This is a genomic window from Variovorax sp. V35, from assembly GCF_041154465.1.
GTDB classification, from domain to species: Bacteria; Pseudomonadota; Gammaproteobacteria; order Burkholderiales; family Burkholderiaceae_C; genus Variovorax; species Variovorax boronicumulans.
The window spans coordinates 2,883,143-2,907,465 of record NZ_AP028666.1; the positions used below are offsets into that span (position 1 = coordinate 2,883,143).

Consider the following 24,323-nt stretch of genomic DNA (forward strand, 5'->3'; position numbering starts at 1 on the left):
CACACGCCGCTGTCGCCCATCTGACGGGCGGCAGCGGCCCCTTGCTCTTATAAAACCGAACCCCTTCCCGGAGACGACATGTCCAAGCTGCCTTCTGTTCTCGCGAACCTCCCGCTGCCGATCATCGGCTCGCCGCTGTTCATCATCAGCAACCCCAAGCTCGTGATCGCGCAATGCAAGGCCGGCGTGGTCGGCTCGATGCCGGCGCTCAACGCCCGCCCGGCCGCCCAGCTCGAAGAGTGGCTGATCGAGATCACCGAGGAGCTGGCGGCCTACAACAAGGCCAACCCGGACAAGCCGGCCGCACCCTTCGCCATCAACCAGATCGTGCACAAGAGCAACGACCGCCTGGAACACGACATGGAGATGGTCGTGAAGTACAAGGTGCCGATCGTGATCACCTCGTTGGGCGCGCGCACCGACGTGAACGACGCGGTGCACAGCTACGGCGGCGTGACCTTGCACGACATCATCAACAACAAGTTCGCGCAGAAGGCGATCGAGAAGGGCGCCGACGGCATCATCGCCGTGGCGGCCGGTGCCGGCGGCCATGCGGGCGTGAAGAGCCCGTTCGCGCTGGTGCAGGAAATCCGCCAGTGGTTCGACGGCCCGATCGCGCTGTCGGGCTCCATCGCCTCCGGCGGCGCGGTGCTCGCGGCGCAGGCCATGGGCGCCGACTTCGCCTACATCGGCACCGCCTTCATCGCGACCGAAGAGGCGCGCGCGAGCGAGGAGTACAAGCAGGCCATCGTGGACGGCAACTCGGACGACATCGTCTACTCGAGCCTGTTCACCGGCGTGCACGGTAACTACCTGGCGCCCAGCATCGTCAAGGCCGGCATGGACCCGGCCAACCTGCCCGAAGGCGACGTGACGACCATGAACTTCGGCGGCGGCGAAGGCAGCAAGGCCAAGGCCTGGAAAGACATCTGGGGCTCGGGCCAGGGCATCGGCGCGATCACCGAAGTGGCGAGCGCAGGCGCCTTCATCGAGAAGCTCAAGCGCGAGTACCAGGAAGCACGACAGCGATTGGCACTTTGAACGGTTCGCACGCACCGGCATCGACCTCCGCTGCGAGCGGTGGTGGCGGGCCCGCGCGGCAGGGGCGCATGCCGCTGCTCGACGTGGTCAAGGGCCTGGCCTGTGCGCTGATCGTGGGGCATCACCTGGCGCGCTACGGCCCGATGCCGGCCGGCGCGCAGGTGCTGGCGCCCGATTTCTTCGGCTGGCTGGCGAACGACGGTCGGCTCGCGGTGCAGGTCTTTCTCGTGATCGCCGGCTTCCTGGCCACGGCGAGCCTGGCGCCCGACGGCGTGCTGCGCGTGGACCGGCCGCTCTCGCGGATCTTCCAGCGCTATGGCCGGCTGGTCATGCCGTACCTTGCGGCGCTCACGGTCTGCGTGCTGGTGGCCGAGGTGGCGCGGCCATGGCTGGGTGAAGAGGTGGTGCCGGCAGAGCCGAGCCTCGGTCAGCTGCTGGCGCACGGGCTGCTGCTGCAGGACCTGCTGAACTACGAGTCGTTGTCGACCGGTGTCTGGTATGTGGCCATCGACTTCCAGCTGTTCGCACTCGCGCTCGCACTGGTCGGGCTGCCCGCCGTGCTGCGACAACCCACTTCGGCCGCGCGCTGGGCGCCGGTGGCGCTGGTGTTCATCGTGGCCGTGGCGTCGCTCGCGCTGTTCAACCGGCAGGCGCGGCTGGACGAAACGGCGTTCTATTTCTTCGGCGCCTACGGGCTCGGCATGCTGGCCTTCTGGGTCGGCCGCGCCACGCGCACCAGCACATGGTGCAGCGCCGTTGCGCTGCTGGCGCTGGTGGGGGCGGGCGCGCTTGCCATCGACTGGCGCAGCCGCATCGCCATCGCGCTGGTGACCGCGCTGTTGATCGCGGTGGCGCAGCGCCGGCAGTGGCTGTCGCCCGCCCACTGGCCCGCGGCGGCCGTGCCGTTGCAGCAGTTGGGGCGCATTTCGTACTCGCTGTTCCTGATCCATTTCCCGGTGCTGCTCGCCGTGAACGCGCTGGTGGCGGGCCTGGGGCCGCACGGGCCATGGGTCGACCTGCTGGGCATGGTCGCGACCTTCGGCCTGTCGGTGGGCGCCGCGGTGCTGCTGTACCGCGGGGTCGAAGCCCGGCCGGCGTCGCTGCGCAGCGTCTGCACACTTTTTGCCGCATTGCTCGTCAGCGGCCTCATCGTGTCGTACTGAAGCGCGCCGCACCCGCCGGGGTGCGGCCCTTTTTCTTCCCATTCCTTTGCAAATCTGTTGCCTTCGGGCTTCAGAGCGGGCAGTCTGCGCGAACTGCCCCTGTTGTGTATGATTGTGAATCTTTCAGTAAATACTGAAAATACACAAACTCAAGGAATGACAGAACCATCGCCGCCACGATCGCCGTTGAAGGCTTTCACGTCGCCCGACATCGGCAGCGTGGTGCAAGGCGTCGCGGCGCTCGCGTGGCTGCCGCAGGCGGCGCTGCTGGCGATGGCGGTCCAGGGCTTGGCCAGCCGCGAGGGCATGGCCGCCGTGCTGTGGCCGGCGGTGGGCATCCTCTTGCTCGGCCTGCTGCGCGCGGGCTGCGAAGCCTGGGGCGTGCGCCGCACCTTCGGGCGCGCGCGGGCGCAATTGACGGCCTTGCGCGCGCAGACCGCAGCCGCATTGGCGGCCGGTTCGCCGCTGGACCGCGAACGTGCGCCCTCCGGTCTCGCGGCCAGCGTGCTCGCCGAACAGGCCGAGGCGCTGGTGCCGTACCTCGTGCGCTACCAGCCCGCGCGCTGGCGCGCGACGGTGGTGCCGCTCTTCCTGCTCGCGGCCGTGGCCTGGTTCTCGTGGGCTGCGGCGCTGGTGCTGCTGGTGGCGGCGCCGCTGATTCCGATCTTCATGGCCATCGTCGGCTGGCGCGCCAAGGCGGCCAGCGAGGCGCAGATGGTCGAGATGGGCGGCATGAACGCCTTCCTGCTCGACCGCCTGCGCGGCCTGGCCACGCTGCGCGCGCTCGACGCGGTCGACGCCACGGCCGACCGGCTCGGCGCCTCCGCCCAGTCGCTGCGCCAGCGCACGATGGCGGTGCTGCGCATCGCGTTCCTGTCGTCGGCCGTGCTGGAGCTGTTCTCCGCGCTGGGCGTGGCGCTGGTCGCGGTCTACATCGGTTTCCATCTGCTGGGCTCGCTCGGCTTCGGCGCCTGGGGCCAGCAGCTCAGCCTGGGCGAAGGCCTGTTCGTGCTGTTGCTGGCGCCGGCCTTCTTCGAGCCGCTGCGCGAGCTGTCGGCGGTCTGGCACGACCGCGCGGCGGGCGAGGCGGCACTGCAGGCGCTCGACGACCTGCAAGGCGGCGCGCTGCCGTTGCCCGGCGCGGGTGTCGCGGTCACGCGCGCAGCGACTGGCGCCGCCGGGGCAGGGGCTGCGCCTGCGGTGACGGTCCATGGGCTGCACTTCTCCTGGCCCGGCGAGTCGACGCCGCTCTTCGATGGCTATGAATTGCGCATCGGCGCCGGCGAGCACATCGCGCTGGCCGGCCCCAGCGGATCGGGCAAGACCGCGCTGCTCTCGCTGCTGGCCGGGTTGATGCCGGCCACGCGCGGCGAGATTGCCATCGGCGGCGTGCCGCTCACCGAACACACGGCCGCCGCATTGCGCCAACGCACGGCGTGGATGGGGCAGAAGCCCCACGTCTTCGCCGGATCGGTCGAAGCCAACGTGGCGCTGGGCCGCGCCGACATCGGCGCGCCCGAAGTGGCCGAGGCGATGCGTTTTGCGGCGCTCGACGACGTGGCGCAGGCCCACCCCGGCACCGCGCTGGGCGAGGGCGGCAGCGGCCTGTCGGGCGGCGAGGCCGTGCGGCTGGCGCTGGCGCGCGTCGCGGTGCATCCGCATGCCGACCTGATCCTGGCCGATGAGCCCACGGCCCACCTCGATACCGCCACCGCCGCACGCGTGGCCGACGCACTGGTGACGCTCGCCCGCGGCCGGACGCTGATCGTCTCGACCCACGACCCGGTGCTGGCCGCGCGCATGGACCGCACGGTGAACCTCGGCCCCGAGCCGCTGGTGGAGAAGGCCGCATGAGCCGCCACGCCGCCCATTCCCCGCGCTGGCGCGACCTGCGCCTCGTGCTGCGTCCCTTCCTCGCGACCCAGCCGCGCGCGTTGCTGCTGGGCTGCCTGCTCGCGGCCGTCACCGTGCTCGCGGGCATGGCGCTTCTGGGCCTGTCGGGCTGGTTCATCACCGCGACCGCGCTCGCGGGCCTGCATGCGGCCACGGCCTTCACCTTCGATGTCTTCATGCCCTCGGCCGGCATCCGGCTGCTGGCGCTCGGGCGCACGGGGTCGCGCTACGGCGAGCGGCTGGTCACGCACGACGCCACCTTCGCCGTGCTCGCCGAACTGCGCGTGCGGCTGTTCCGCGGCTGGGCCCGCCCCGAGGCCGCGCGCGACCTGCTGATGCGGCCGGCGCGGCTGCTGTTCCGGCTCACGTCCGACATCGACGCGCTCGAGTCGCTCTACCTGCGCCTGTTCGTGCCCGCCGCTGCGGCGTTGGGCGCGGCGCTGCTGGCGGGCATCGTGCTCGGCTTCATGCATGTGGGGATGGGCGTGGCGATCGCGCTCTGGCTCTGCGCCGTCGGCTGGGGGCTGGCGTTCCTCATCGCGCGGCGTGCGCGGCAGCCGGCGCGGCAGCGCGCCCATGCCGTGGAAGCGCTGCGCGCACGGGCCGTGGACCTGGTCGCAGGCCAGGCCGACCTCGCGATGGCAGGCCGGCTCGACGCCCAGCGCGCCGCGCTCATGAATGCCGACGCGCACCTCGCGCAGGCCGACCTGGCGCTGAACAAGCTCGAAGCCGCGGCCGGTTTCGCCTACGGCAGCGCGGGCACGCTGACGCTGGTCGGCGTGCTGTTGGCTGTCGGCGCGCTGGTGAGCGAAGGCGTCATCGGCGCCCCCGGCGCGGCGCTCGCGTTGCTGATCGCGCTCACTGCCACCGAGCCGTTCGCGGCGCTGCGGCGTGGCGCGCTCGACGCCGGGCGTACCTGGCTTGCCGTGCGTCGGTTGGCACCACGGCTGGACCCTTCAGTGGAGGAGGGCGCGCGCCCCCATCGCACCGCGCAAACGGCGGCCGTGCAGGTCGACCAACTCACCGTCATGCACCCCGGCAGCCTCGTCGAAGTGCTCAGCGGCGTGTCGCTGCACCTGAACGCCGGTGAACGTGTCGCGCTGGTCGGCGCCAGCGGGGCAGGCAAGTCCACGCTGCTCTCCGTGATCGCCGGCGACCTCACGCCGCGCGCCGGCCAGGTGCAGGCGCAGCCGGCCTGCCTGCTGACCCAGCGCACCGAACTCTTCCAGGACAGCCTGCGCGACAACCTTCGCCTTGCTGATCCCCAAGCCAGCGACGAGCGCCTGTGGTCCGTGCTGCACGCCGCCGGCCTCGATGCCGACGTGCGCGCGCTGGCCACCGGCCTCGACACGCGCCTGGGCGAAGGCGGCCTCGGCCTCTCGGGCGGGCAGTCGCGCCGGCTCGCGCTCGCGCGGCTGCTGTTGCGGCCCGTGCCGCTGTGGCTGCTCGACGAACCGACCGAGGCGCTGGACGCCGCCACCGCGCACGACGTGCTGCAGCGCCTGGCGCAGCAGGCCGGCCCGCGCACGCTGCTGATCGCCACGCACCTGCGCCGCGAAGCCGCGCTGGCCGACCGCCTCGTGTGCATGGCACAGGGCCGCATCGTCGCCGACCTGCGCCGTGGCACGGAGGCCTTCGAGGCCGCGCTGCGCGGCCTGCGCCCCGATTGACGAGCTGACCGACCGAGCAACGAACGAACAGAGAACACATAAAGGAAGCCCCCATGGACCTTGACATCGTCGCGCTCTCGCGCCTGCAGTTCGCCGTGACGGCGCTGTACCACTTCCTGTTCGTGCCGCTCACGCTCGGACTGTCGATCATCCTGGCCATCATGGAGACGGTCTACGTGATGACCGGGCGCGTCATCTGGCGCGACATGACCAAGTTCTGGGGCGTGCTGTTCGGCATCAACTTCGCGATGGGCGTGGCCACCGGCATCGTGATGGAGTTCCAGTTCGGCATGAACTGGAGCTACTACAGCCACTACGTCGGCGACATCTTCGGCGCGCCGCTGGCCATCGAAGGGCTCATGGCTTTCTTCATGGAAGCGACCTTCGTGGGCCTGTTCTTCTTCGGCTGGGACAAGCTCTCCAAGGTGGGCCACCTCACGGCCACCTGGGCCGTGGCCATCGGCTCCAACTTCTCGGCGCTGTGGATCCTCATCGCCAACGGCTGGATGCAGAACCCCGTCGGCGCGGCCTTCAACCCGGCGACCATGCGCATGGAAGTGACCGACTTCGCCGCCGTGCTGACCAACCCGGTGGCGCAGGCCAAGTTCGTGCACACCGTGTCGGCCGGCTATGTGTGCGCTGCGGTGTTCGTGCTCGGCGTGTCGGCGTGGTACCTGCTCAAGGGCCGCCACATCGAACTGGCCAAGCGCTCGATGACCGTGGCTGCGTCCTTCGGCCTGGCTGCCGCGCTGTCGGTGGCCGTGCTCGGCGACGAGAGCGGCTACCTCTCGGGCGAACACCAGAAGATGAAGTTGGCCGCCATCGAAGGCATGTGGGAGACGCAGCCCGCGCCCGCCGCCTTCACCGTGATCGGCTTCCCCGACCAGAAGGCGCGCGAGACGCACTACGCGATCCACATCCCGGCGGTGATGGGCCTGATCGGCACGCGCTCGCTCAACACCGTGATGCCCGGCATCGACGAGCTCGTGAAGCGCGCCGAGGCCCGCATCCGCGAGGGCCTGAAGGCCTACGACGCGCTGCAGAAGATCCGCGAGGCCGGCGGCACCGACAAGGTCACGCAGGGCGTGCGCGGCGACTTCGAGGACAACGGCATCAACATGGGCTACGCGCTGCTGCTCAAGCGCTACGTGGACGACCCGCGCCAGGCCACCGACGAGCAGATCGCCAAGGCTGCGTGGGACACCGTGCCGCAGGTGGCACCGCTGTTCTGGCTGTTCCGCGTGATGGTGGGCATCGGCATGCTGCTGATCCTGCTGACCGGCACCTTCTTCGTGCTGTCGGCGCGCCGTGCGCTCGACCGCCACCGCTGGCTGCTGAAGGTCGCGGTGTGGGCGATTCCGCTGCCGTGGATCGCGATCGAATCCGGCTGGCTGGTGGCGGAGTTCGGCCGCCAGCCCTGGGTGATCGAGGGCGTGCTGCCGACCGCGGTGGCCGTGTCGAACCTGGGCGTGACGACACTGCTGATCACGCTCGCGGGTTTCATCGCGATCTACACCACGCTGCTCATCATCGAGATGAAGCTGATGCTCAAGGCCATCCGCAAGGGGCCCGAGGTCGAGCATGCGCCCACCGAGGGCGATGCGCGCTCGCACATTCCACCGGCGCGTGCCGCCACGTCTTCCTCTTCTGCCTCGACCGGGAGCGCCGCATGATCCTCCACACACTCCTCGACTACGACACCCTGCGCTTCATCTGGTGGCTGCTGATCGGCGTGCTGCTGGTCGGCTTCGCGGTGACCGACGGTTTCGACCTGGGCGCCGGCATGCTGCTGCCCTTTGCGGCGCGCAACGACATCGAACGGCGCGTGGTCATCAACAGCGTGGGCCCGGTGTGGGAGGGCAACCAGGTGTGGCTCATCCTGGGCGGCGGCGCCGTCTTTGCGGCCTGGCCGCAGCTGTACGCCGTGTCGTTCTCGGGCTTCTACCTGGCGATGTTCGTGATCTTGTCGGCGCTGATCTTGCGGCCGGTGGCCTTCAAGTTCCGCAGCAAGCGCGAGTCGCCGCAGTGGCGCGCGCGCTGGGATGGCGTGCTGTTCTTCAGCGGCTTCGTGCCCGCGCTGATCTGCGGCGTGGCCGTGGGCAACGTGCTGCAGGGCGTGCCGTTCCGCTTCGGCGCCGACATGCACATCTTCTACGACGGCAGCTTCTTCGGCCTGCTGAACCCCTTCGCCATCCTCTGCGGGCTGGTGTCGGTGGCGATGCTGGTGATGCACGGCGCGGCCTGGCTGCTGCTCAAGACCGCCGGGCCGGTGGCCGAGCGCGCGCGCAGCTACGGCATGGTCGCGGCCGTGCTCACGCTCGTGTTCTACGCGCTGGCCGGCGTGTGGCTGGCGATGGGCATCGGGGGCTTTCGCATCAGCAGCGTGGTCGATGCGGTGGGCCCGTCGAACCCGATGCTCAAGACCGTCGAGCTGCATGCCGGTGCCTGGATGGGCAACTACGCGGCGCACCCCTGGACCATCGCCGCGCCGGCGGCGGGCTTCGTCGGCACGCTGGGCGCACTGCTCGGGCTGGTGCTGCGCCGGCCGGGATTCGCGTTGCTGGCCGCGGCGCTGGGCATCGCCGGCATCATCCTGAGCGTGGGCGCGTCGATGTTCCCGTTCATCCTGCCCTCGTCGATCGACCCGCGCGCCAGCCTCACGGTGTGGGATTCGTCGTCGAGCCACCTGACGCTGTTCATCATGCTGGTGGTCACCGCGATCTTCATCCCGATCATCGTGGCCTACACCACCTGGGTCTACCACGTGCTGTGGGGCAAGGTCGACGAACAAGCCATCCGCGACGAGAGCGGACACGCCTACTGAAACGGGAAGGAAAAAGACATGTGGTACTTCGCCTGGATCCTCGGCCTGCCGCTGGCCGCCGCCTTCGCCGTGCTCAACGCCATGTGGTACGAGCTGATGGACGACGAGGCCATCCGCAAGGAAAAGCTCGGCACGCCGGAAACCCCGCAGGGGCAGGAACGGCTGTGAGGGCGTAGCGCCCCGTCCGTTCCCTCAGCCTCGCGGCGCGACTCAGGTTTCGCCCGCGGGGCCCTTGCTCTTCTTCGACGCACCGCCCGTGAGGCGGTCCTTGAGCGTCAGCACCTTCGTCACCGTCGCGCCCATGCCCATGAGCTGCATGGCGGTCTCGGGCGCCAGGCGCTGCACGTCGTCGAACCACTTCATCAGCCGGTCGATCAGGTCGTGCATCTCGCGCATGCGGGCCTGCGCGTGGCGCTCGGCGTCGCTGGTGGGCGATTCGAGCAGCGCGTTGCGCAGCATCGAGAGCGTGGGCTCGATCTCGCGGCGCCGGCGCTCCTCGGCCAGCACGCGGAAGATTTCCCACACGTCCTTCGGCGCCTCGAAATACTCGCGGCGGTCGCCCGCGTGGTGGCGCAGGTGCACGAGGCGCCAGGCTTGCAGCTCCTTCAGGCCCATGCTCACGTTGGAGCGCGAGAACTCCAGCATCTCGGCGATCTCGTCGGCATTGAGCGCGCGCTCCGACAGGAAGATCAACGCGTAGATCTGCCCGACGGTGCGGTTGATGCCCCACTTGCTGCCCATCTCGCCGAAGTGGGCGACGAACTGGCGGTTGAGGGGAGGGAGGTCGGGTGCGGAAGCCATGCGGCGGATTGTCGCGCCGGATTGCTGGACGTACGGAAGTTTCCGAAAACCCAGCAAGGCGGCGGGGTGCATGAATAACTAGTTTCGGTGATGGGTGAGAAACAAATTATTTACAAAAATAAACGTTTCCTGACGGTTTGCCCATTTCTGGTGCATCCGGCCTCCCATTTCAAGGTTTTTCTCCCCATGAACAAAGCACATCGCAGCCTCTGGAACTCGTCGTTGGGGGCCTGGGTGGCTGTTTCCGAGAACACCCACGCCCGCGGCAAGAAGAGCCGCCGGGCGGTGGCGCGGGCGGCGGGCGTGGCGTCTCTGCTGATGCTGGCCGCGGCGTCGTTCGCGGGGGGCGATGGGGGCGGAGGGGGTTTCCTTGTCAACGGCAGCTATGGCGCAGGCTACGCGGCGGGCAGCAGCACGACCGGTGAAGGCGGTCATGGGGGGCAGGGCGATCAGTCCGCCGCGGGTGCCGCCGGGGGCGCCCTCGGTGCCAACGGAACGAACGGGGCTGCGGCGTCGAGCGGCAACAACCCGGACAGGCTCGACGGCAGTGGCGGCGGCGGCGGCGGTTCCGCCCGGACCGGCGCCGCGCCTGTCACCACCTTGATCAAGGCCGGTAGCGGCGGCAACGGGGGGACTGGCGGCTACGCCGGCTCAATAGACCCTGGCGGTGCAGGCGGCGGCGGTGGTGGCAGTGTGCTCGCCACCCAATCGTTCGAAGTCAAGACGACGGGGGCGCTCCTCGGCGGCGATGGCGGCAACGGCGGCGATGCGTTCACAGGCACTTCGTCCCTGAAGGGGACTGGCGGCGGCGGCGGCGCGGGCGTGCTGGTGGTGCCTGTGGGCGGCGTGACGATCACCAACGCCGGCTCGATCGCGGGCGGCAACGGCGGCAAGGGCTTGGCCGCCCGAGGGACCCATCCGATTGCGAACGTGACGGTCTATGGCGGTGCCGGCGGCAACGGTGAAGGCGGCGCGCAGGGCGGAACGCAACTGGGTGCGTATGCGCAGGGCGGCGCGGGCATCGTCGGCAGCAATCTCACCATCGTCAACAGCGGCATCATTTCCGGTGGACTCGCAGGCGACGGGGTGACCCGCGCCAATTCGCTCCAGCTGGGCGGCAGCAACAACTCGCTCACGCTCCAGGCAGGCTCCGTGCTCAACGGCGGCGTGGTCGCCCAGGGCACGGGCAACACGCTGCGCCTAGAGGGGACGAACATCGAGGACGACGCGTTCCAGGGCTTCTCGCGCATCCACGCCGCCAGCGGCAGCAACTGGAGGCTGGCCGGCACATTCCTGCCCGCGGGCAATCTCGCGATCACCGTCGACGGCAGCGGCGCGACGCCCGCGCAGTTGGCGATGAACGGCTTCATCTCCGGCGTCGGCAGCCTCACGGTCGACGGCGGCGGCACGCTGGCGCTGGGCGGTCCCAACGCGTACGCCGGCGGAACCACGATCAAGACAGGTACCACGGTGCAGATCGGCACGGCCGGTGCGCTCGGCGCCGGTACGGTCACGCTCGACGGCGGCAAGCTGGCCGTCACCTCGAGCCTGCGCCTGACCAATCGCCTGAGCTTCGCCGGCGGTGAGCGCAGTACAGTGGCCGCCGCCAGTGGCCAGGTCTTCGGCATCGGCGGCGACCTGCACCTGGACGGCGGGGCGACAGCCGTCTTTGGCAGCGTCACTGAAAACGGCACCATCCGCGTGGGCGGCGGCGCCGGCGGCAGCCTCTCTTCGGATGCCGCGATCGTCGTGGCCGGCGGCACGCTGCAGGCGGCAGACGTCATTTTCCTTGGTTTCTTCTTGTCCAACGTGGCTTCCACCACGGTGGACACCGGCGCCACGCTCGACCTGAACGGCTCTAATGTCACCCTCCGCAACCTGCAGGGCGCCGGAACGCTGAACACCCGGACCGGTAACGGCCCGACCCAGACCACGACGGTAGAGTCCGGCGCGTTCTCCGGTGCGATCACCGGCACGGGCCAACTCGTGAAGACGACGGCGGGCACGCTGACCCTGACGGGCGCCAGCACCTACACCGGCGGCACGACCATCAGCGCGGGGACGCTGCAGATCGGCGACGGCGGCAGCCTCATCGGCAACGTGGTCAACAACGGCACGTTGGCTTTCGACCGCACCGACAGCAGCACCTTCTCCGGCGCCATCAGCGGCTCGGGCGACGTGACGAAATGGGGCACCGGCGCGGTCACGCTCGCGGGCAACAACACCTACCAGGGCGGCACCACCGTTCGCGGCGGCACGCTGCGCTCCGGCGCCGCATCGGCCCTGTCGCAGAACACGGCGTACACCGTGCTTGGCGGCGTGCTGGACCTGGGCAGCTTCAACCTGCGTGCATCGAGCCTGTCGGGCACCGCAGGCACCGTTCAGCTGGGCAGCGCCACCCTGACTGTCGGGTCGGCCAACGCCAGTACCACGTTTGCAGGCAGCATCGACGGCACGGGCTCGCTGGTCAAGGAGGGCTCGGGCACCTTGACGCTCTCGGGCTCGAACACCTACACCGGCGGCACGACGGTCAGCGCGGGCACCTTGCAGATCGGCAGCGGCGGCAACAACGGCAGCATCACCGGCGACGTCACCAACCACGCGGCGCTGGTCTTCAACCGCGCCAACGGCATCGCTTTCGCGGGCCACATCAGCGGCGTCGGCGGCGTGACGAAGACCGGCACGGGTACGCTGGTCTACACCGGCAGCGCCACGCACGCCGGTGGCACCACCATCGACGGCGGCACCCTGCAGATCGGCAATGGCGGCACCGTCGGCAGCATCACCGGCAACGTCAGCAACAACGCGGCACTGGTCTTCAACCGATCGAACGATGCGGCCTTCGCGGGCAACATCACCGGCAGCGGCAACGTGACGAAGACCGGCGCGGGCACGCTGGTCTACACCGGCAATGCCTCGCATACCGGCGGCACGACCATCGACAGCGGCACCCTGGAGATCCGCGACAGCGGCAGCATCCTCGGCAGCATTGCCAACAATGCCGCGCTGGTGTTCAACCGCAGCGCCGACACCACCTTCGCCGGCAACATCAGCGGCACCGGCAGCCTCCTGCAGAAGGGCGCGCGCAAGCTGACGCTGACCGGCGACAACACCTTCACCGGCACCACCACCGTCGTGGTCGGCAACATCCTGCAGATCGGCGCGGGTGGCACCACCGGCAGCATCACGGGGAACATCAGCAACGACGGCGACCTGGTCTTCGACCGCGCGGGCGAGCTGAGCTACGCAGGCGTCATCAGCGGCTCCGGCACCCTGTCCAAGAACGGCACGGGTGTGCTGGAACTGACGGGCGCCAGCACCTACACCGGCGCGACCGAGGTCAACGCCGGCACGCTGCGCGTGAACAGCACCACCGGCAGCGCCACGGGCACGAGCACGGTGCAGGTCAAGAACGGCGCCACGCTCAGCGGCGGCGGCAGCATCGCGGGCCAGGTCACCATCGCCAACGGCGCGACGCTCGCACCGGGCAGCAACCTCGGCACGCTGACCACCGGCATGCTGCGCTTCGACCCGGGCGCCTTCCTGAGCTACGAGCTGGGCCAGGCGGGCACGGTCGGCGGTCCGCTCAACGACCTCGTCAAGGTCAACGGCGGCCTCGTGCTCGACGGCACGCTCAACGTGGCGCAATCGGCCGGCGGCACCTTCGGGCCCGGCCTGTACCGCCTGATCAGCTACACCGGCTCGCTGGTCGACAACGGCCTGAACATCGGCACCACGCCCGCGGGAACGGCCACGGGCGACCTGTACGTGCAGTCGTCGGTGCTCGGCGAGATCAACCTGATCAACAGCAAGGGCGTGTCGCTCGGCTTCTGGGACGGCGCGGGCGGCGACGCCACCCAGTACAACGACGGCAAGATCGGCGGCGGCTCCGGCACCTGGCGCATCGGCAACTCCAAGCTCAACGACCCGTCCGACAGCTGGACCGGCGCCAACGGCAAGACCAACACCGGCTGGCAGCAAAACCAGTTCGCGCTGTTCGGCGGCGCGGCCGGCACGGTCCGGGTGGACAACACGGGCGGCGCCATCAGCATCGACGGCGCGCAGTTCTCCACCAGTGGCTATCTCGTCACCGGCGACGCGCTGACGCTCGGCAACGCCAACACCGTCATCAAGGTCGGCGACGGCACGGCCTCGGGAGCGCAGATGCAGGCCACCATCGCGTCGGTGCTGAGCGGCGCGGGCGGCCTCACGAAGGACGACCTGGGCACGCTGGTCCTCCAGGGCGCCAACACCTACACCGGCGGAACGCTCGTGCGCGCCGGCACGTTGCAGGGCGACACGACCAGTCTGCGAGGCCCCATCGTCAACAACGCCCAGGTGGCCTTCGACCAGGTGGCCAGCGGCAGCTTCACGGGCACGATGAGCGGCGCGGGCAGCCTGCGCAAGATCGGCGGCGGCGAGCTGCTGCTCACGGCGGCCAACAGCTACAAGGGCGGCACGCAGGTCGACGGCGGCAGCTTGAATGTGGGCGTGACAGGCGCGGTCGGAACCGGCCCGGTGTCGGTGAGCGGCGGTGCTGGTTTGATCTTCAGCGGCAGTGCGCAAGCGGAAAGCCTGCAGATCACGGCGGGCAATGTTCCGCAGGCCAGCGGCGGCTTCGTCCAGTTCCAGGACAACGCCTCGGCCGGCAGCGCGATGCTCGTCGCGGGCGCCACCGGCTCGATCGAATTCCGCGGCAACGCGACCGCCGCCAACGCCACCATCGAGAACCGCGGTGGCGAAGTCACCGTCTCGTCCGATGCCACCGCAGGCAAGGCCCACATCACCAACTTCGCCGGCGGCTGGACCTACCTCTGGGACAACGGATCGGCCGGACAGGCGACGATCGTCAATGAGAGCAACGGCACGTTGGACATGCAGCACGACGCGACGGCCGCTCAGGCGCGCGTGGTGAACAAGGCGGGCGGCACGGTTCGCATCGCCCGGCTCGCTGGTGCTGGAACGAGCATCGGCGCATTGGAAGGGGCGGGCCGCGTGCTGCTTGGCGCCAAGGCGTTGACAACGGGCGCCCTGAATACCGACACGGAAATCTCGGGCGTGATCTCCGGCGTCGGTGGCTCGCTCGTCAAGGTCGGCACGGGCGCGCTCACCTTGTCGGGCGAGAACACCCACACCGGCGGAACGGCCTTGCGCCAAGGCCGCCTGAACGTGGGCCACAGCCAGGCGCTGGGCACCGGCACACTGTCGATGGACGACGACACCACGCTGGGCTTCAGCGCGAACGGCCTCACGATCGCCAACACCATCAAGCTGACGGGCAACAACGACCCGGTCATCGACACCGGTGCGTTCAGCGGCACGCTGAGCGGTGCGATCAGCGGCGGCGGCTTCATCACCAAGCAGGGCACCGGCACGCTGACGTTGTCGGGCGCCAACACCTACACCGGTGCGACGAACGTGGCGCAGGGCACGTTGAAGGCCGGCGCGGTGAACACGCTGAGCGCGGCTTCGGCACACAGCGTGGCCACAGGTGCCACGCTCGACCTGGCGGGCTTCAACCAGACCGTCGCGTCATTGGCCAACAGCGGCACTGTGTCGCTGGCCGGCGTGACCGCAGGCACCACGCTGACAGTCAAGGGCGCCTACGTCGGCACGAACGGCGTGCTCAAGCTGAGCACGACGCTCAACGGCACCGGTCCCTCGGACCGCCTCGTGCTCGATGGCCCCACCGCAATCGCCAGCGGCAAGACCCAGGTGCAGATCGGCAACCTCGGCGGCCTGGGCGCACTCACGAGTGGCAACGGCATCGAGGTCATCACCGCACAGAACGGCGCGACCACCACCGCGCAGACCACCAAGGACGCCTTCTCGCTGGCCGGCGGCCACGTCGACGCAGGCGCCTACGAGTACCGCCTGCATGCCGCCGATGCGAAGGGCGCGGGCGAGAGCTGGTACCTGCGCTCCACCACCGACGCGGTGGCGCCGGGTCAACCGGTGGGCCTGCCCGTCGTCACTTACCGACAGGAGGCTGCGCTCTACGCGGCACTGCCGAGCCAGCTGCGCCAGGGCAACCTCGCGATGCTCGGCGATGTGCGCAAGCGGGTGGGCGACGACGACGTGAAGGGCGCCGCAAGCACACCGACCGGCTCCGACCGCCGCGCCTGGGCCCGCGTGCTCTCCACCGACATCGACATCCAGCAGGGCGGCACCGTCTCGCCCACCAGCAAGGGCCGCCTCACCGGCTTCCAGGCCGGCACCGACCTGCTCGCCACGCCGAACTGGCGCGCTGGCCTGTACGTCGGCCAGCTCGACGGCGATGCCCGCGTGAGCGGCTTTGCCAGCGGCATCCGCAACCTCGCGGTGGGCCGCAACGACCTGCGCAGCCAGTACGTCGGCGTGTACGGCACCTACACCGCCGACAGCGGCTTCTACGCCGATGCCGTGGTGCAGTCGGGCCGTCACCGCTACACGGTCGAGCCGATGCTCGGCGCGGGCGTGGGCGGCAAGGGGAACAGCCTGCTGGGCTCGATCGAAGTGGGTCAGTCCTTCGCGATCGGCGGCAGCGGCTGGCGCGTCGAGCCGCAGCTGCAGCTGATCCATCACCACATGGACCTGGGCAACTCGGCCATCGTTGGTGCCATCGCGCAGCCCCAAGCCGACAGCGGCTGGATCGCCCGCGCAGGCGTGCGGGTCAAGGGCCAGATCGACACCGGCCTGGGCGTGCTGCAGCCCTACGGCCGCGTCAACGTCTACAAGACCTCGAGCGGCACCGACATCGCACGCTTCGTGAACGGCGCGACCACGACCGACATCGCGGCGCCGACCGGCGGCACCAGCACCGAACTCGCGGGTGGCTTCACGCTGGCCCTGAGCCAGGCGACCAGCCTGTACGGCGAAGTCGGCAAGCTGTGGTCGTCGGGCGGCGATGCCAAGGTGAAGAGCTCGATCAACGGCTCGCTCGGCGTGCGGGTCAAGTGGTAGGCGGGTAGCTTCAGGCTTCAGGGTCTGGCCCGGGCCGCCGGCGGTACGACCCCGGCGCCCCGCCGGTCCAGGTCTTGAAGGCGCGCTGGAATGCCGCGCTGTCCGAAAAGCCCAGCTCCTCGGCCAGTGCCGCCAGCGGCACGGTGCTGGTGTTCAGGCGCACGATGGCCACGTCGCGCCGCAGCTGGTCCTTGAGCGACTGGAACGAGGTGCCCTCGGTGGCCAGGTGGCGCTGCAGCGTGCTCACCGACATGTGCAGGCTGCGCGCGGCCGTGGCCAGATCGGCCCAGGCCGGGCGGTGCTGTTGGAGCACGGTGCGCACGCGCGCGCTCACGGCCAGCTCGCCCAGCGGCGGCAGGATCACGTGGGCCGGCGCGGCCGCCAGGAAGTCGCGCATGGCCCGCGCGTCGCGGTGGATCGGCGTGGCCAGCGCGCTGGCGTCGAACCACACGGCCGACAGCGGCTGGCCGAACTGCAGCGGGGCGGGAAACACCTTGGTGTAGCCGGCTGCGTAGGGCGGCTGCGCAAAGCCGAAGTCGAAGCGGCGCGCCGTCAGCCGCCCGCCGTGCAGCCAGGCGAAGAGCCGCCAGTACACGCGCAGCATCAGCTCGTGCAAAAAGTTCAGCGGCGTGCGCGGCAGCTGCTGCACCCGCAGGCCGAAGCCCGCAAGTGGCCCTTCGCGCAGCAGCACCATCTCGAGGTCGTCCTGCAGCAGGCTGAAGGCGCGGGCCACGCGCCGCAGCGCCACCTCGAGCGTGGGCGCGCCCAGCGTGGCGCGCGTCATGAGCGCGAAGCTGCCCCGGCGCAGGCGGCGCGACAGGAAGCACAGGGCCTCGTCGTCCAGCCGTTCCATCAGCAGCGCGAACAGCGCCACGTACTGCTCGGCCGTGACGCGCGCGCCCGGCGCGTCGAGCAGGGTGGGGGCGATGCCGGCGTCCTGCAGCGCGGTGTCGATGCAGATGGGCGCGTTGTCGCCGCGCGCGCGCACGCCCGAGAGCATGCCCTGGACGAACACGATCGGAATGGTGACGGGCGGTTGCAGCATGCGTGAGCGGATCAGACCCGGTGGCGGCGCGGGTGTCGATTGAGGTTTTCTGCCATGCGGGCGATGCGATGCGCAATCGCCGCGGCACGGCGCGGTTTCTACCATGCGCCTACACAAGAACCGAACGGAGACAACCGCCATGTACCAGACCCAGTCGCTGCACCGCAGCGTGCAGCAGCACCCCGACCGGATCGCCGTGCGCGCTTCCGGCCGTACCCTGAGCTTTCGTGCGTATGCCGAGCGCGTCGCGCGCCTGGCGGGCGCCCTGCAGGGGCTCGGCATGCAGCAGGGCGACCGCGTCGCCATGCTGGCGCTCAACTCCGCGCGCTACCTCGAATACCAGATGGCCGTGCCCTGGGGCGGCGGCGTGCTCAACCCCTGCAACATCCGCTGGTCGGCGGCCGAAATTCTGTACTCGCTGGACGACTCGGGCTCCACGCTGCTGCTGGTGGACGACACCTTCCGCGCGGTGGTCGAGCAGATGCGCGGGCAGGCGACCAGCCTGCGCGAGGTGATCTACTGCGGCGACGGCCCGACGCCGCCCGGCATGCTCGGCTACGAGGCGCTGCTGGAGGCCGCTTCGCCCGTGCCCGACGCCGGCCGCTGCGACGACGATCTGGCCGGCATCTTCTACACCGGCGGCACCACGGGCTTTCCCAAGGGCGTGATGCTGAGCCACACCAACATGGGCAGCTCGGGGCTGGCCCTGCATGCCGAGGGCCTGGCCTCGCCCGAGGGCTGCTACCTGCATGCCGCGCCGATGTTCCATCTGGCCGACATGGGCCTGGCCGCGCCGCACTGGCTCGAGGGCAACACGCACGCGATCATTCCGGCCTTCAGCCCTGAAGCGGTGCTGAACGCCATCGAGCAAGACCGCGTCACGCACGCGCTGCTGGTGCCCACCATGATCCAGATGCTGGTCGACCATCCGGCGATGCGCGAGCCGCACGACCTCAGCAGCCTGAAGTGCATCACCTACGGCGCCTCGCCGATCTCGGAGGCGGTGCTGACCCGCGCGATGGCGGCTTTCCCGGGCGTGGACTTCGTGCAGGCCTACGGCATGACCGAGCTGTCGCCGCTGGCCACCGTCAACCCGGCGCGCAACCACACGGCCGAAGGCCAGCGGCGGGGCAAGCTGCGCTCGGCCGGCCGTGCCAGCTACTGCACCGAGGTGCGCATCGTCGACGGCGAGGGCCTCGAGGTGCCCCGCGGCACGGTGGGCGAAGTCGCGGTGCGCGGGCCCAACGTGATGCAGGGCTACTGGAACCAGCCCGCGCAGACGGCCGCGGCCGTGCGCGGCGGCTGGATGCACACGGGCGACGGCGCCTGGATGGACGACGACGGCTACATCTTCGTGGTCGACCGCCTGAAGGACATGATCATCAGCGGCGGCGAGAACATCTATTCGGCCGAGGTCGAGAACGCCATCAACCAGCACCCGGCCGTGGCGGCCTGCGCGGTCATCGGCATCCCCAGCGAGGAGTGGGGCGAGGCCGTGCATGCGGTGCTCGTGCTCAAGCCGGGCCAGCAGCTGGCGGACGAGGCGCTCATTGCGCATTGCAAGGCGCTGATTGCGAACTACAAATGCCCGCGCAGCGTGGCGGTGGTCGAGGCGCTGCCGCTGTCGGGTGCGGGCAAGGTGCTCAAGACCCGCCTGCGCGAACCGTTTTGGCAAGGGCGCCAACGAAGCGTAGCCTGAGCCCTGTGCCTCTTTCTCTTTCACTCGTTCATTCATTTCAGGAGCCCCTCATGAGCCAGGATGTCCACGTCGTCGGTGTCGGCATGATCCCCTTCACCAAGCCGGGCGCGAACCAGCCCTACCCGCAGATGGCTGCGCATGCGACCAACGCCGCATTGAAGGACGCCGGCATCGGCTACGAGCTGGTGCAGCAGGCCTACGTCGGCTACGTGTACGGCGATTCGACCGCCGGCCAGCGCGCGCTGTACGAAGTGGGCATGACCGGCATCCCGGTCGTCAACGTCAACAACAACTGCTCCACCGGCTCGACCGCGCTGTTCCTCGCGCGCCAGGCCGTGGCCAGCGGCGCGGCCGACTGCGTGCTGGCGCTGGGCTTCGAGCACATGAGCCCCGGCGCGCTGGGCGCGGTGTTCAACGACCGCCCGAGTCCGTTCGATCACTTCGAGTCGATCACCGACGAGCTGGTTGGCAACGAGCAGGTGCCGCTGGCGCTGCGCTACTTCGGCGGCGCGGGCCTGGCGCACATGCAGCAGTACGGCACGCAGATGTCGACCTTCGCGAAGATCCGCGCCAAGGCCAGCCGCCATGCGTCGAACAACCCGGTGGCGCTGTTCCGCACCGTCGTCACCGAAGACGAGGTGATGGCCGCGCCCGTGATGTGGCCGGGCGTGATGACGCGGCTCATGGCCTGCCCGCCGACCTGTGGCGCCGCAGCCGCCATCGTCTGCTCGCCGCGCTTCGCCGAGCGCCACGGGCTGGACCGCAGCGTGCGCATCAAGGCCCAGGCCATGACCACCGACCGCGCCATCACCTTCGAGGCACGTGACATGCGCGAGGTGGTCGGCTTCAGCATGGCGCAGGAGGCCGCGCAGAAGGTGTATGACGCGGCCGGTGTCGGCCCGCAGGACATCGACGTGGTCGAGCTGCACGACTGCTTTGCGCACAACGAACTCATCAGCTACGAAGCGCTGGGCCTGTGCCCCGTCGGCGGTGCGGAGAAGTTCGTGGTCGATGGCGACAACACCTACGGCGGCAAGGTCGTCACGAATCCGTCGGGCGGCCTGCTGTCGAAGGGCCACCCGCTCGGCGCGACGGGGCTCGCGCAATGCACGGAGCTGGTCCAGCAGCTGCGCGGCACGGCCGAGAAGCGCCAGGTGGAAGGCGCGCGGATGGCGCTGCAGCACAACCTCGGGTTGGGCGGCGCCTGCGTGGTCACGCTGTACGAACGCGTCTGAGGGCAGGGCCACCCATGATCGACAAGAAATGGATCGGCCACGAACTGCCCGCCTCGGTGCTGCCCATCGAGCGCAGCCGGCTGCAGTTCTTCGCCAAGGCCATCGGCGAGACCGACCCGGTCTACACCGATGCCGCCGCCGCGCGCGATGCAGGCTACCCCGACCTGCCCGCACCGCCCACCTTCCTGTTCGCCGCCGAGCTGGACTCGGGTGCCTCGGACCAGCTGCTGACCGACCTGCAGATTCCGTTGTCGAAGCTGCTGCACGGCGAACAGAGCTTCAGCTACCACCGCCCCGCCTGCGTGGGCGACACGGTGACGGTGCGTTCCACCATCAGCGACATCTACGACAAGAAGAACGGCGCGCTCGAATTCGTCGTGAAGACCTCGCGCGCCACCAACCAGCGCGACGAACTCGTGGCCGAGCTGCGCACGGTGATCGTCTGCCGCCACTGAAGAAAGAACGAGCGATGACCCTCCGCTACGACACCGTCCAGGTCGGCGACGAACTTCCCGCGCTGCAACTCCCGCCGGTGAATCGCACCACGCTCGCGCTCTTCGCGGGCGCTTCCGGCGACCACAACCCGATCCACATCGACACCGACTTCGCGCGCAAGGCCGGCATGCCCGACGTGTTCGCGCAGGGCATGCTGGGCATGGCCTGGCTCGGCCGGCTGCTCACGCAGTGGGTGCCGCAGGCGCAGCTGCGCCGCTTCGACGTGCGCTTCCAGGGCATCACGCACCTGGGCCATGCCGTGCGCTGCACCGGCCGCGTGGTCGAGAAGCTGGAACACAACGGCGAGCGCTGCGTGCGCGTGGAAGTGCTCAGCGCCAACCAGCACGGCCAGACGCGCCTCGCGGGCGAGGCGCTCGTGGCGCTGCGCTGACCCCTTGAACGAACGAATGAAAGAAGAGAGAAGAGACATGACACCCAAACTCGAAGGCAAGGTCGCCCTCATCACCGGCTCGGGCCGCGGCATCGGCCGCGCGATCGCCCTGAAGCTCGCCAGCGAAGGCGCGCGCGTCGTCGTCAACGACCTCGACGCCGCACCGGCCGAGGAGACCGTGCAGGCCATCCGCGCCGCGGGCGGCCAGGCCGTGGCCTGCGTCGGCAGCGTGTCGGCGCCGGACTTCGCCGAGCGCTTCGTGGGCACGGCGGTGAACGAGTTCAAGGGCCTGGACATCATCGTCAACAACGCCGGCTACACCTGGGACAGCGTGGTGCAGAAGATGACCGACGAGCAGTGGTACGCCATGATCGACGTGCACCTGACGGCGCCGTTTCGCATCCTGCGCGCCGCACAGCCCGTGATCCGTGCGCTGGCGAAAACCGAGGGCGAAGCGGGCCGGCGCGTGGTGCGCAAGGTGGTCAACATCTCGTCGGTGGCCGGGCTCTTCGGCAATGCGGGGCAGGCCAACTATTCGACCGCCAAGGCCGGCATCGTCGGCATGACGCAGACGCTGGCCAAGGAGTGGGGCCGCATGAACGTCACGGTGAACTGCGTGGCCTTCGGCTTCATCCAGACGCGGCTCACGGCCAGCACGGCCGAGGCCACCACGGCGAACATCGAAGGGCGCGAGATCAAGGTCGGCGTCAACCCCGGCCTGCTGGCGATGATGGAACAGTCGATCCCGCTGGGCCGCGGCGGCACGCCCGAAGAGGCGGCCGGCGCGGTGTACCTGCTGTGCGCGCCCGAGTCGGACTACGTGAGCGGCCAGACGCTCATGTGCACCGGCGGGCTGACGGGGATCTGAGATGGCCGGCACGCAATTCGAAGAAGAAGGCATTGCCTGGGGCGTGCAGGACGGCGTCGGGCGCATCGTGCTGAAGCGGCCCGAACGCGCCAACTCGGTGTCGCTCGCAAGCAGCCACGCGCTGGCGCGGGCCATCGACGAAGTGCTCGAAGCGGCACCGCGCGCCATCCTGCTGACAGGCGAGGGCCGCGTGTTCTGCGCGGGCGGCGACATCGACAGTTTCGTGGCGGCGGGCGAGAAGCTGCCCGAACTGGTCGACGCCATCCTCGACCGGCTGCATCCCGCGCTGCTGCGGCTGGCGCAAAACCCGGCGCCGCTGGTGGTAGCGGTGAACGGCACGGTCGGCGGTGCCGGCGTGGGGCTGGCGCTGTGCGGCGACTTCGTGCTCGCCACCGAGTCGATGAAGCTGCGCACGGGCTATGCGGCCATCGGGCTGTCGCCGGACGCGGGGAGCTCGTATTTCCTGTCGCGGCGCATCGGGCCGGTGCGCGCGCAGCAATGGCTGATGCTGAGCGACCCGATCGATGGCGCGCGCTGCCTGGCGGCGGGTGCGGTCGATGCGCTGTACCCGGACGCCGAACTGGCGGCGGCCGCCGAAGCGCTGGTGACGCGGCTGGCGAACGGTGCCACCGCATCGTTCGCAGGCATCAAGGCGCTGTGCGGCGGTGCCACCGCGCGCCCGATCGAGGAACACTTCGAGATGGAGCACCGCCTGCTGCGCCGACGCGCGGGCAGCGCGGATGGGCGCGAAGGCGTGAAGGCCTTCACCGAGAAGCGTGCGCCGCGCTTCTCGGGCCGCTGAGCGCGGCGGGCTGCTGATACAGGCTCAGCTCTTCTTCTTGAAGAGCTTCGTGAGGCCCCACAGCGCCGCGCCGCCCGCCACCACGGCGACCTTCGCGAACTTGGCCAGGAAGGCGAGGGCGACCGCGAACAGGCCCAGCTTCTTCGCGGCCGCGCCGGCCACCAGCGCGGCCAGGCCGTAGGCGGCGACCTTGTCGGTGGACGCATTGAAGTCCGCGTACTTCTTGCCGTCGTCGTACTGCAGCGCGCCGAGCAGTTGGGTGGCGTCGGGCTTGTACTTCTCGAGGTCGTTCGCGTTGGTGATGAGGTTCAGGCTCAGGTAGCCCTCGCGGCCCAGCGCGTAGGTGTTGTAGTTGACGCCGGGGTTGCCGCCGTCGCTGCCCTTCTTCTTCGACAGGGCCGACCACACCAGCCGGTGCGTCGCGGCGTCGTACTGCGGCTTCTGCGCCCAGCCCGTGACCTCGATGCCCGGGATGCCGCGCTTGGCGCGTTCCTCGTTCGCGGCCTCGGTGCCTTCCTTCAGGCTCGTGAGCAGTTCGTCGGCGTTCCAGTCCTTGGCGTCGTCGTCCTTGATGTAACCCTCTTTCACGAACTTCACGACCGCCATCCAGTCGCCGTCGTCGGCGGGGAAGATCGCGCCGATGAAGGTGTCGTCGGTGCGGTTGCCCATGCTGCGCATGAGCTGCGCGGCGGCGGGCGTCGGCACCCAGACGTAGCCGGCGGGCAGCTTCAGGTGGGCCTGGTCGCGCAGCGTGATGTCGGCGGGGCCGGCTTTCTGCACGGCCTTGGCGGCCTTGAAGGCGGCTTCCTGCTCGGCTTCGAGCGAGCTCGCGGTCGAGGCTGTGGAAGCGGTGGTGGGGGATGCGGCGTTGCTGAGGTGGGTGGCCGTCAGGGCGCACGCGAACAGCAAGCCGGCCGTCAGGCGGGCAGTATGAATACGCAAGTTCTCTCTCCTCGGTTGTTGTCGTTTCTGGTGAGACGCGAGGAGTTTATCGGCGCGCGAAGCCGCGCTGGCCGTGGGTTTCAGGGCCAGGGCGTGGGCGGCGGAATTTCGCACACCGGCTCGACGTCGATGCTCTTGAAGTCGGCCGGCGAGACGATTTCCAGGTACTCCATGTCGGGCGAGTAGTCGAAGAGAAAGTGGCGGATGCCCGGGCGCTGGTGCACCACGTCGCCGGCCTCGACGCGTGTCTCCTTGTCCTCGTACATGAAGCGCGCCCAGCCCTTGAGCATGATGACGATCTGGAAGTCCGCCTCGTGGCGGTGCCAGCCGGTGCCCGCTTCCGGTGCCATGTTGGCCTTGACCAGGTGCGCGATCACCTTGCCGTGCGTGGCGGCCGCAATGCCGAGGTCGCGGTACAGGAAGAAGTCTCGCAATCCGCCCGAGACGTACTCGGTGTCACCGGGCTTGACGTGGGAGAACTGGGTGGCGGTTCGGTCCAGCATGGGCGCTCC

At 69.6% G+C, this 24,323-nt stretch carries 18 protein-coding genes; 14 read left to right on the forward strand and 4 right to left on the reverse strand.

Annotated features, from left to right (window positions below; all coding sequences use genetic code 11):
- The first annotated feature begins 78 nt into the window (after positions 1 to 78).
- The 7 genes from ACAM42_RS13375 (at position 79) to cydX (ending at position 8,759) form a co-directional block, all read left to right on the forward strand.
- Entirely contained in the window at positions 79 to 1,041 is a 963-nt protein-coding gene (locus ACAM42_RS13375; protein WP_062482679.1) for a nitronate monooxygenase family protein, read from the forward strand.
- Complete coding sequence (locus ACAM42_RS13380) at positions 1,038 to 2,204, forward strand: acyltransferase family protein (RefSeq protein WP_369632286.1); 1,167 nt, start codon at positions 1,038 to 1,040, stop codon at positions 2,202 to 2,204. Before ACAM42_RS13375 ends, ACAM42_RS13380 begins: the two co-directional genes overlap by 4 nt.
- Positions 2,205 to 2,360: 156 nt before the next feature.
- Entirely contained in the window at positions 2,361 to 4,058 is a 1,698-nt protein-coding gene (gene cydD, locus ACAM42_RS13385) for a thiol reductant ABC exporter subunit CydD (RefSeq protein ID WP_369632287.1), read from the forward strand.
- A complete protein-coding gene (cydC, locus tag ACAM42_RS13390) occupies positions 4,055 to 5,767 on the forward strand; it encodes a thiol reductant ABC exporter subunit CydC (RefSeq protein ID WP_369632288.1) in 1,713 nt (570 codons plus the stop codon). Before cydD ends, cydC begins: the two co-directional genes overlap by 4 nt.
- Before the next feature lie 53 nt (positions 5,768 to 5,820).
- Positions 5,821 to 7,440 carry a cytochrome ubiquinol oxidase subunit I gene (locus ACAM42_RS13395; RefSeq protein WP_095744809.1) on the forward strand — a complete coding sequence of 540 codons (1,620 nt, stop codon included), beginning with the start codon at positions 5,821 to 5,823 and terminating at the stop codon, positions 7,438 to 7,440.
- Positions 7,437 to 8,591 carry a cytochrome d ubiquinol oxidase subunit II gene (cydB, locus tag ACAM42_RS13400; RefSeq protein WP_159277448.1) on the forward strand — a complete coding sequence of 385 codons (1,155 nt, stop codon included), beginning with the start codon at positions 7,437 to 7,439 and terminating at the stop codon, positions 8,589 to 8,591. Before ACAM42_RS13395 ends, cydB begins: the two co-directional genes overlap by 4 nt.
- A gap of 18 nt (positions 8,592 to 8,609) precedes the next feature.
- On the forward strand, positions 8,610 to 8,759 hold the full coding sequence (gene cydX, locus ACAM42_RS13405) for a cytochrome bd-I oxidase subunit CydX (RefSeq protein ID WP_062475789.1): 150 nt from the start codon (positions 8,610 to 8,612) through the stop codon (positions 8,757 to 8,759).
- 42 nt (positions 8,760 to 8,801) lie between these two features.
- Here the strand turns inward: cydX and ACAM42_RS13410 are convergent, their stop codons facing one another.
- The gene (locus ACAM42_RS13410) at positions 8,802 to 9,392 is read right to left on the reverse strand and encodes a GbsR/MarR family transcriptional regulator (RefSeq protein WP_139703802.1); all 591 of its coding nucleotides are present in this window, start codon (positions 9,390 to 9,392) and stop codon (positions 8,802 to 8,804) included.
- A gap of 186 nt (positions 9,393 to 9,578) precedes the next feature.
- On the opposite strand from ACAM42_RS13410, the gene ACAM42_RS13415 reads away from it, so the two are divergent.
- Positions 9,579 to 16,334 (forward strand): autotransporter-associated beta strand repeat-containing protein, encoded by a 6,756-nt coding sequence (locus tag ACAM42_RS13415; RefSeq protein ID WP_369632289.1) that lies wholly within the window; start codon positions 9,579 to 9,581, stop codon positions 16,332 to 16,334.
- Between the two features lie 10 nt (positions 16,335 to 16,344).
- Here the strand turns inward: ACAM42_RS13415 and ACAM42_RS13420 are convergent, their stop codons facing one another.
- Positions 16,345 to 17,379, reverse strand: coding sequence for an AraC family transcriptional regulator (locus ACAM42_RS13420; RefSeq protein ID WP_369632290.1), 1,035 nt, complete (start codon positions 17,377 to 17,379; stop codon positions 16,345 to 16,347).
- A gap of 139 nt (positions 17,380 to 17,518) precedes the next feature.
- On the opposite strand from ACAM42_RS13420, the gene ACAM42_RS13425 reads away from it, so the two are divergent.
- The 6 genes from ACAM42_RS13425 to ACAM42_RS13450 are packed head-to-tail and all read left to right on the forward strand — an operon-like array spanning position 17,519 to position 22,869.
- Positions 17,519 to 19,078 carry a long-chain-fatty-acid--CoA ligase gene (locus ACAM42_RS13425; RefSeq protein ID WP_369632291.1) on the forward strand — a complete coding sequence of 520 codons (1,560 nt, stop codon included), beginning with the start codon at positions 17,519 to 17,521 and terminating at the stop codon, positions 19,076 to 19,078.
- 50 nt (positions 19,079 to 19,128) lie between these two features.
- Complete coding sequence (locus ACAM42_RS13430) at positions 19,129 to 20,313, forward strand: lipid-transfer protein (RefSeq protein ID WP_159272320.1); 1,185 nt, start codon at positions 19,129 to 19,131, stop codon at positions 20,311 to 20,313.
- Positions 20,314 to 20,327: 14 nt separating this feature from the next.
- Complete coding sequence (locus tag ACAM42_RS13435; RefSeq protein WP_070059441.1) at positions 20,328 to 20,768, forward strand: MaoC family dehydratase N-terminal domain-containing protein; 441 nt, start codon at positions 20,328 to 20,330, stop codon at positions 20,766 to 20,768.
- Positions 20,769 to 20,782: 14 nt separating this feature from the next.
- Positions 20,783 to 21,199, forward strand: coding sequence for a MaoC family dehydratase (locus tag ACAM42_RS13440; RefSeq protein ID WP_369632292.1), 417 nt, complete (start codon positions 20,783 to 20,785; stop codon positions 21,197 to 21,199).
- Between the two features lie 37 nt (positions 21,200 to 21,236).
- On the forward strand, positions 21,237 to 22,067 hold the full coding sequence (locus tag ACAM42_RS13445) for an SDR family NAD(P)-dependent oxidoreductase (RefSeq protein WP_070059439.1): 831 nt from the start codon (positions 21,237 to 21,239) through the stop codon (positions 22,065 to 22,067).
- 1 nt (position 22,068) lies between these two features.
- Positions 22,069 to 22,869, forward strand: coding sequence for an enoyl-CoA hydratase/isomerase family protein (locus tag ACAM42_RS13450; RefSeq protein ID WP_369632293.1), 801 nt, complete (start codon positions 22,069 to 22,071; stop codon positions 22,867 to 22,869).
- 24 nt (positions 22,870 to 22,893) lie between these two features.
- Here the strand turns inward: ACAM42_RS13450 and ACAM42_RS13455 are convergent, their stop codons facing one another.
- Both ACAM42_RS13455 and ACAM42_RS13460 read right to left on the reverse strand, forming a co-directional pair.
- Positions 22,894 to 23,811, reverse strand: coding sequence for a DUF2167 domain-containing protein (locus ACAM42_RS13455; protein WP_369632294.1), 918 nt, complete (start codon positions 23,809 to 23,811; stop codon positions 22,894 to 22,896).
- Between the two features lie 80 nt (positions 23,812 to 23,891).
- Positions 23,892 to 24,314 (reverse strand): cupin domain-containing protein, encoded by a 423-nt coding sequence (locus tag ACAM42_RS13460; protein ID WP_062475795.1) that lies wholly within the window; start codon positions 24,312 to 24,314, stop codon positions 23,892 to 23,894.
- Between the last annotated feature and the right edge of the window lie 9 nt (positions 24,315 to 24,323).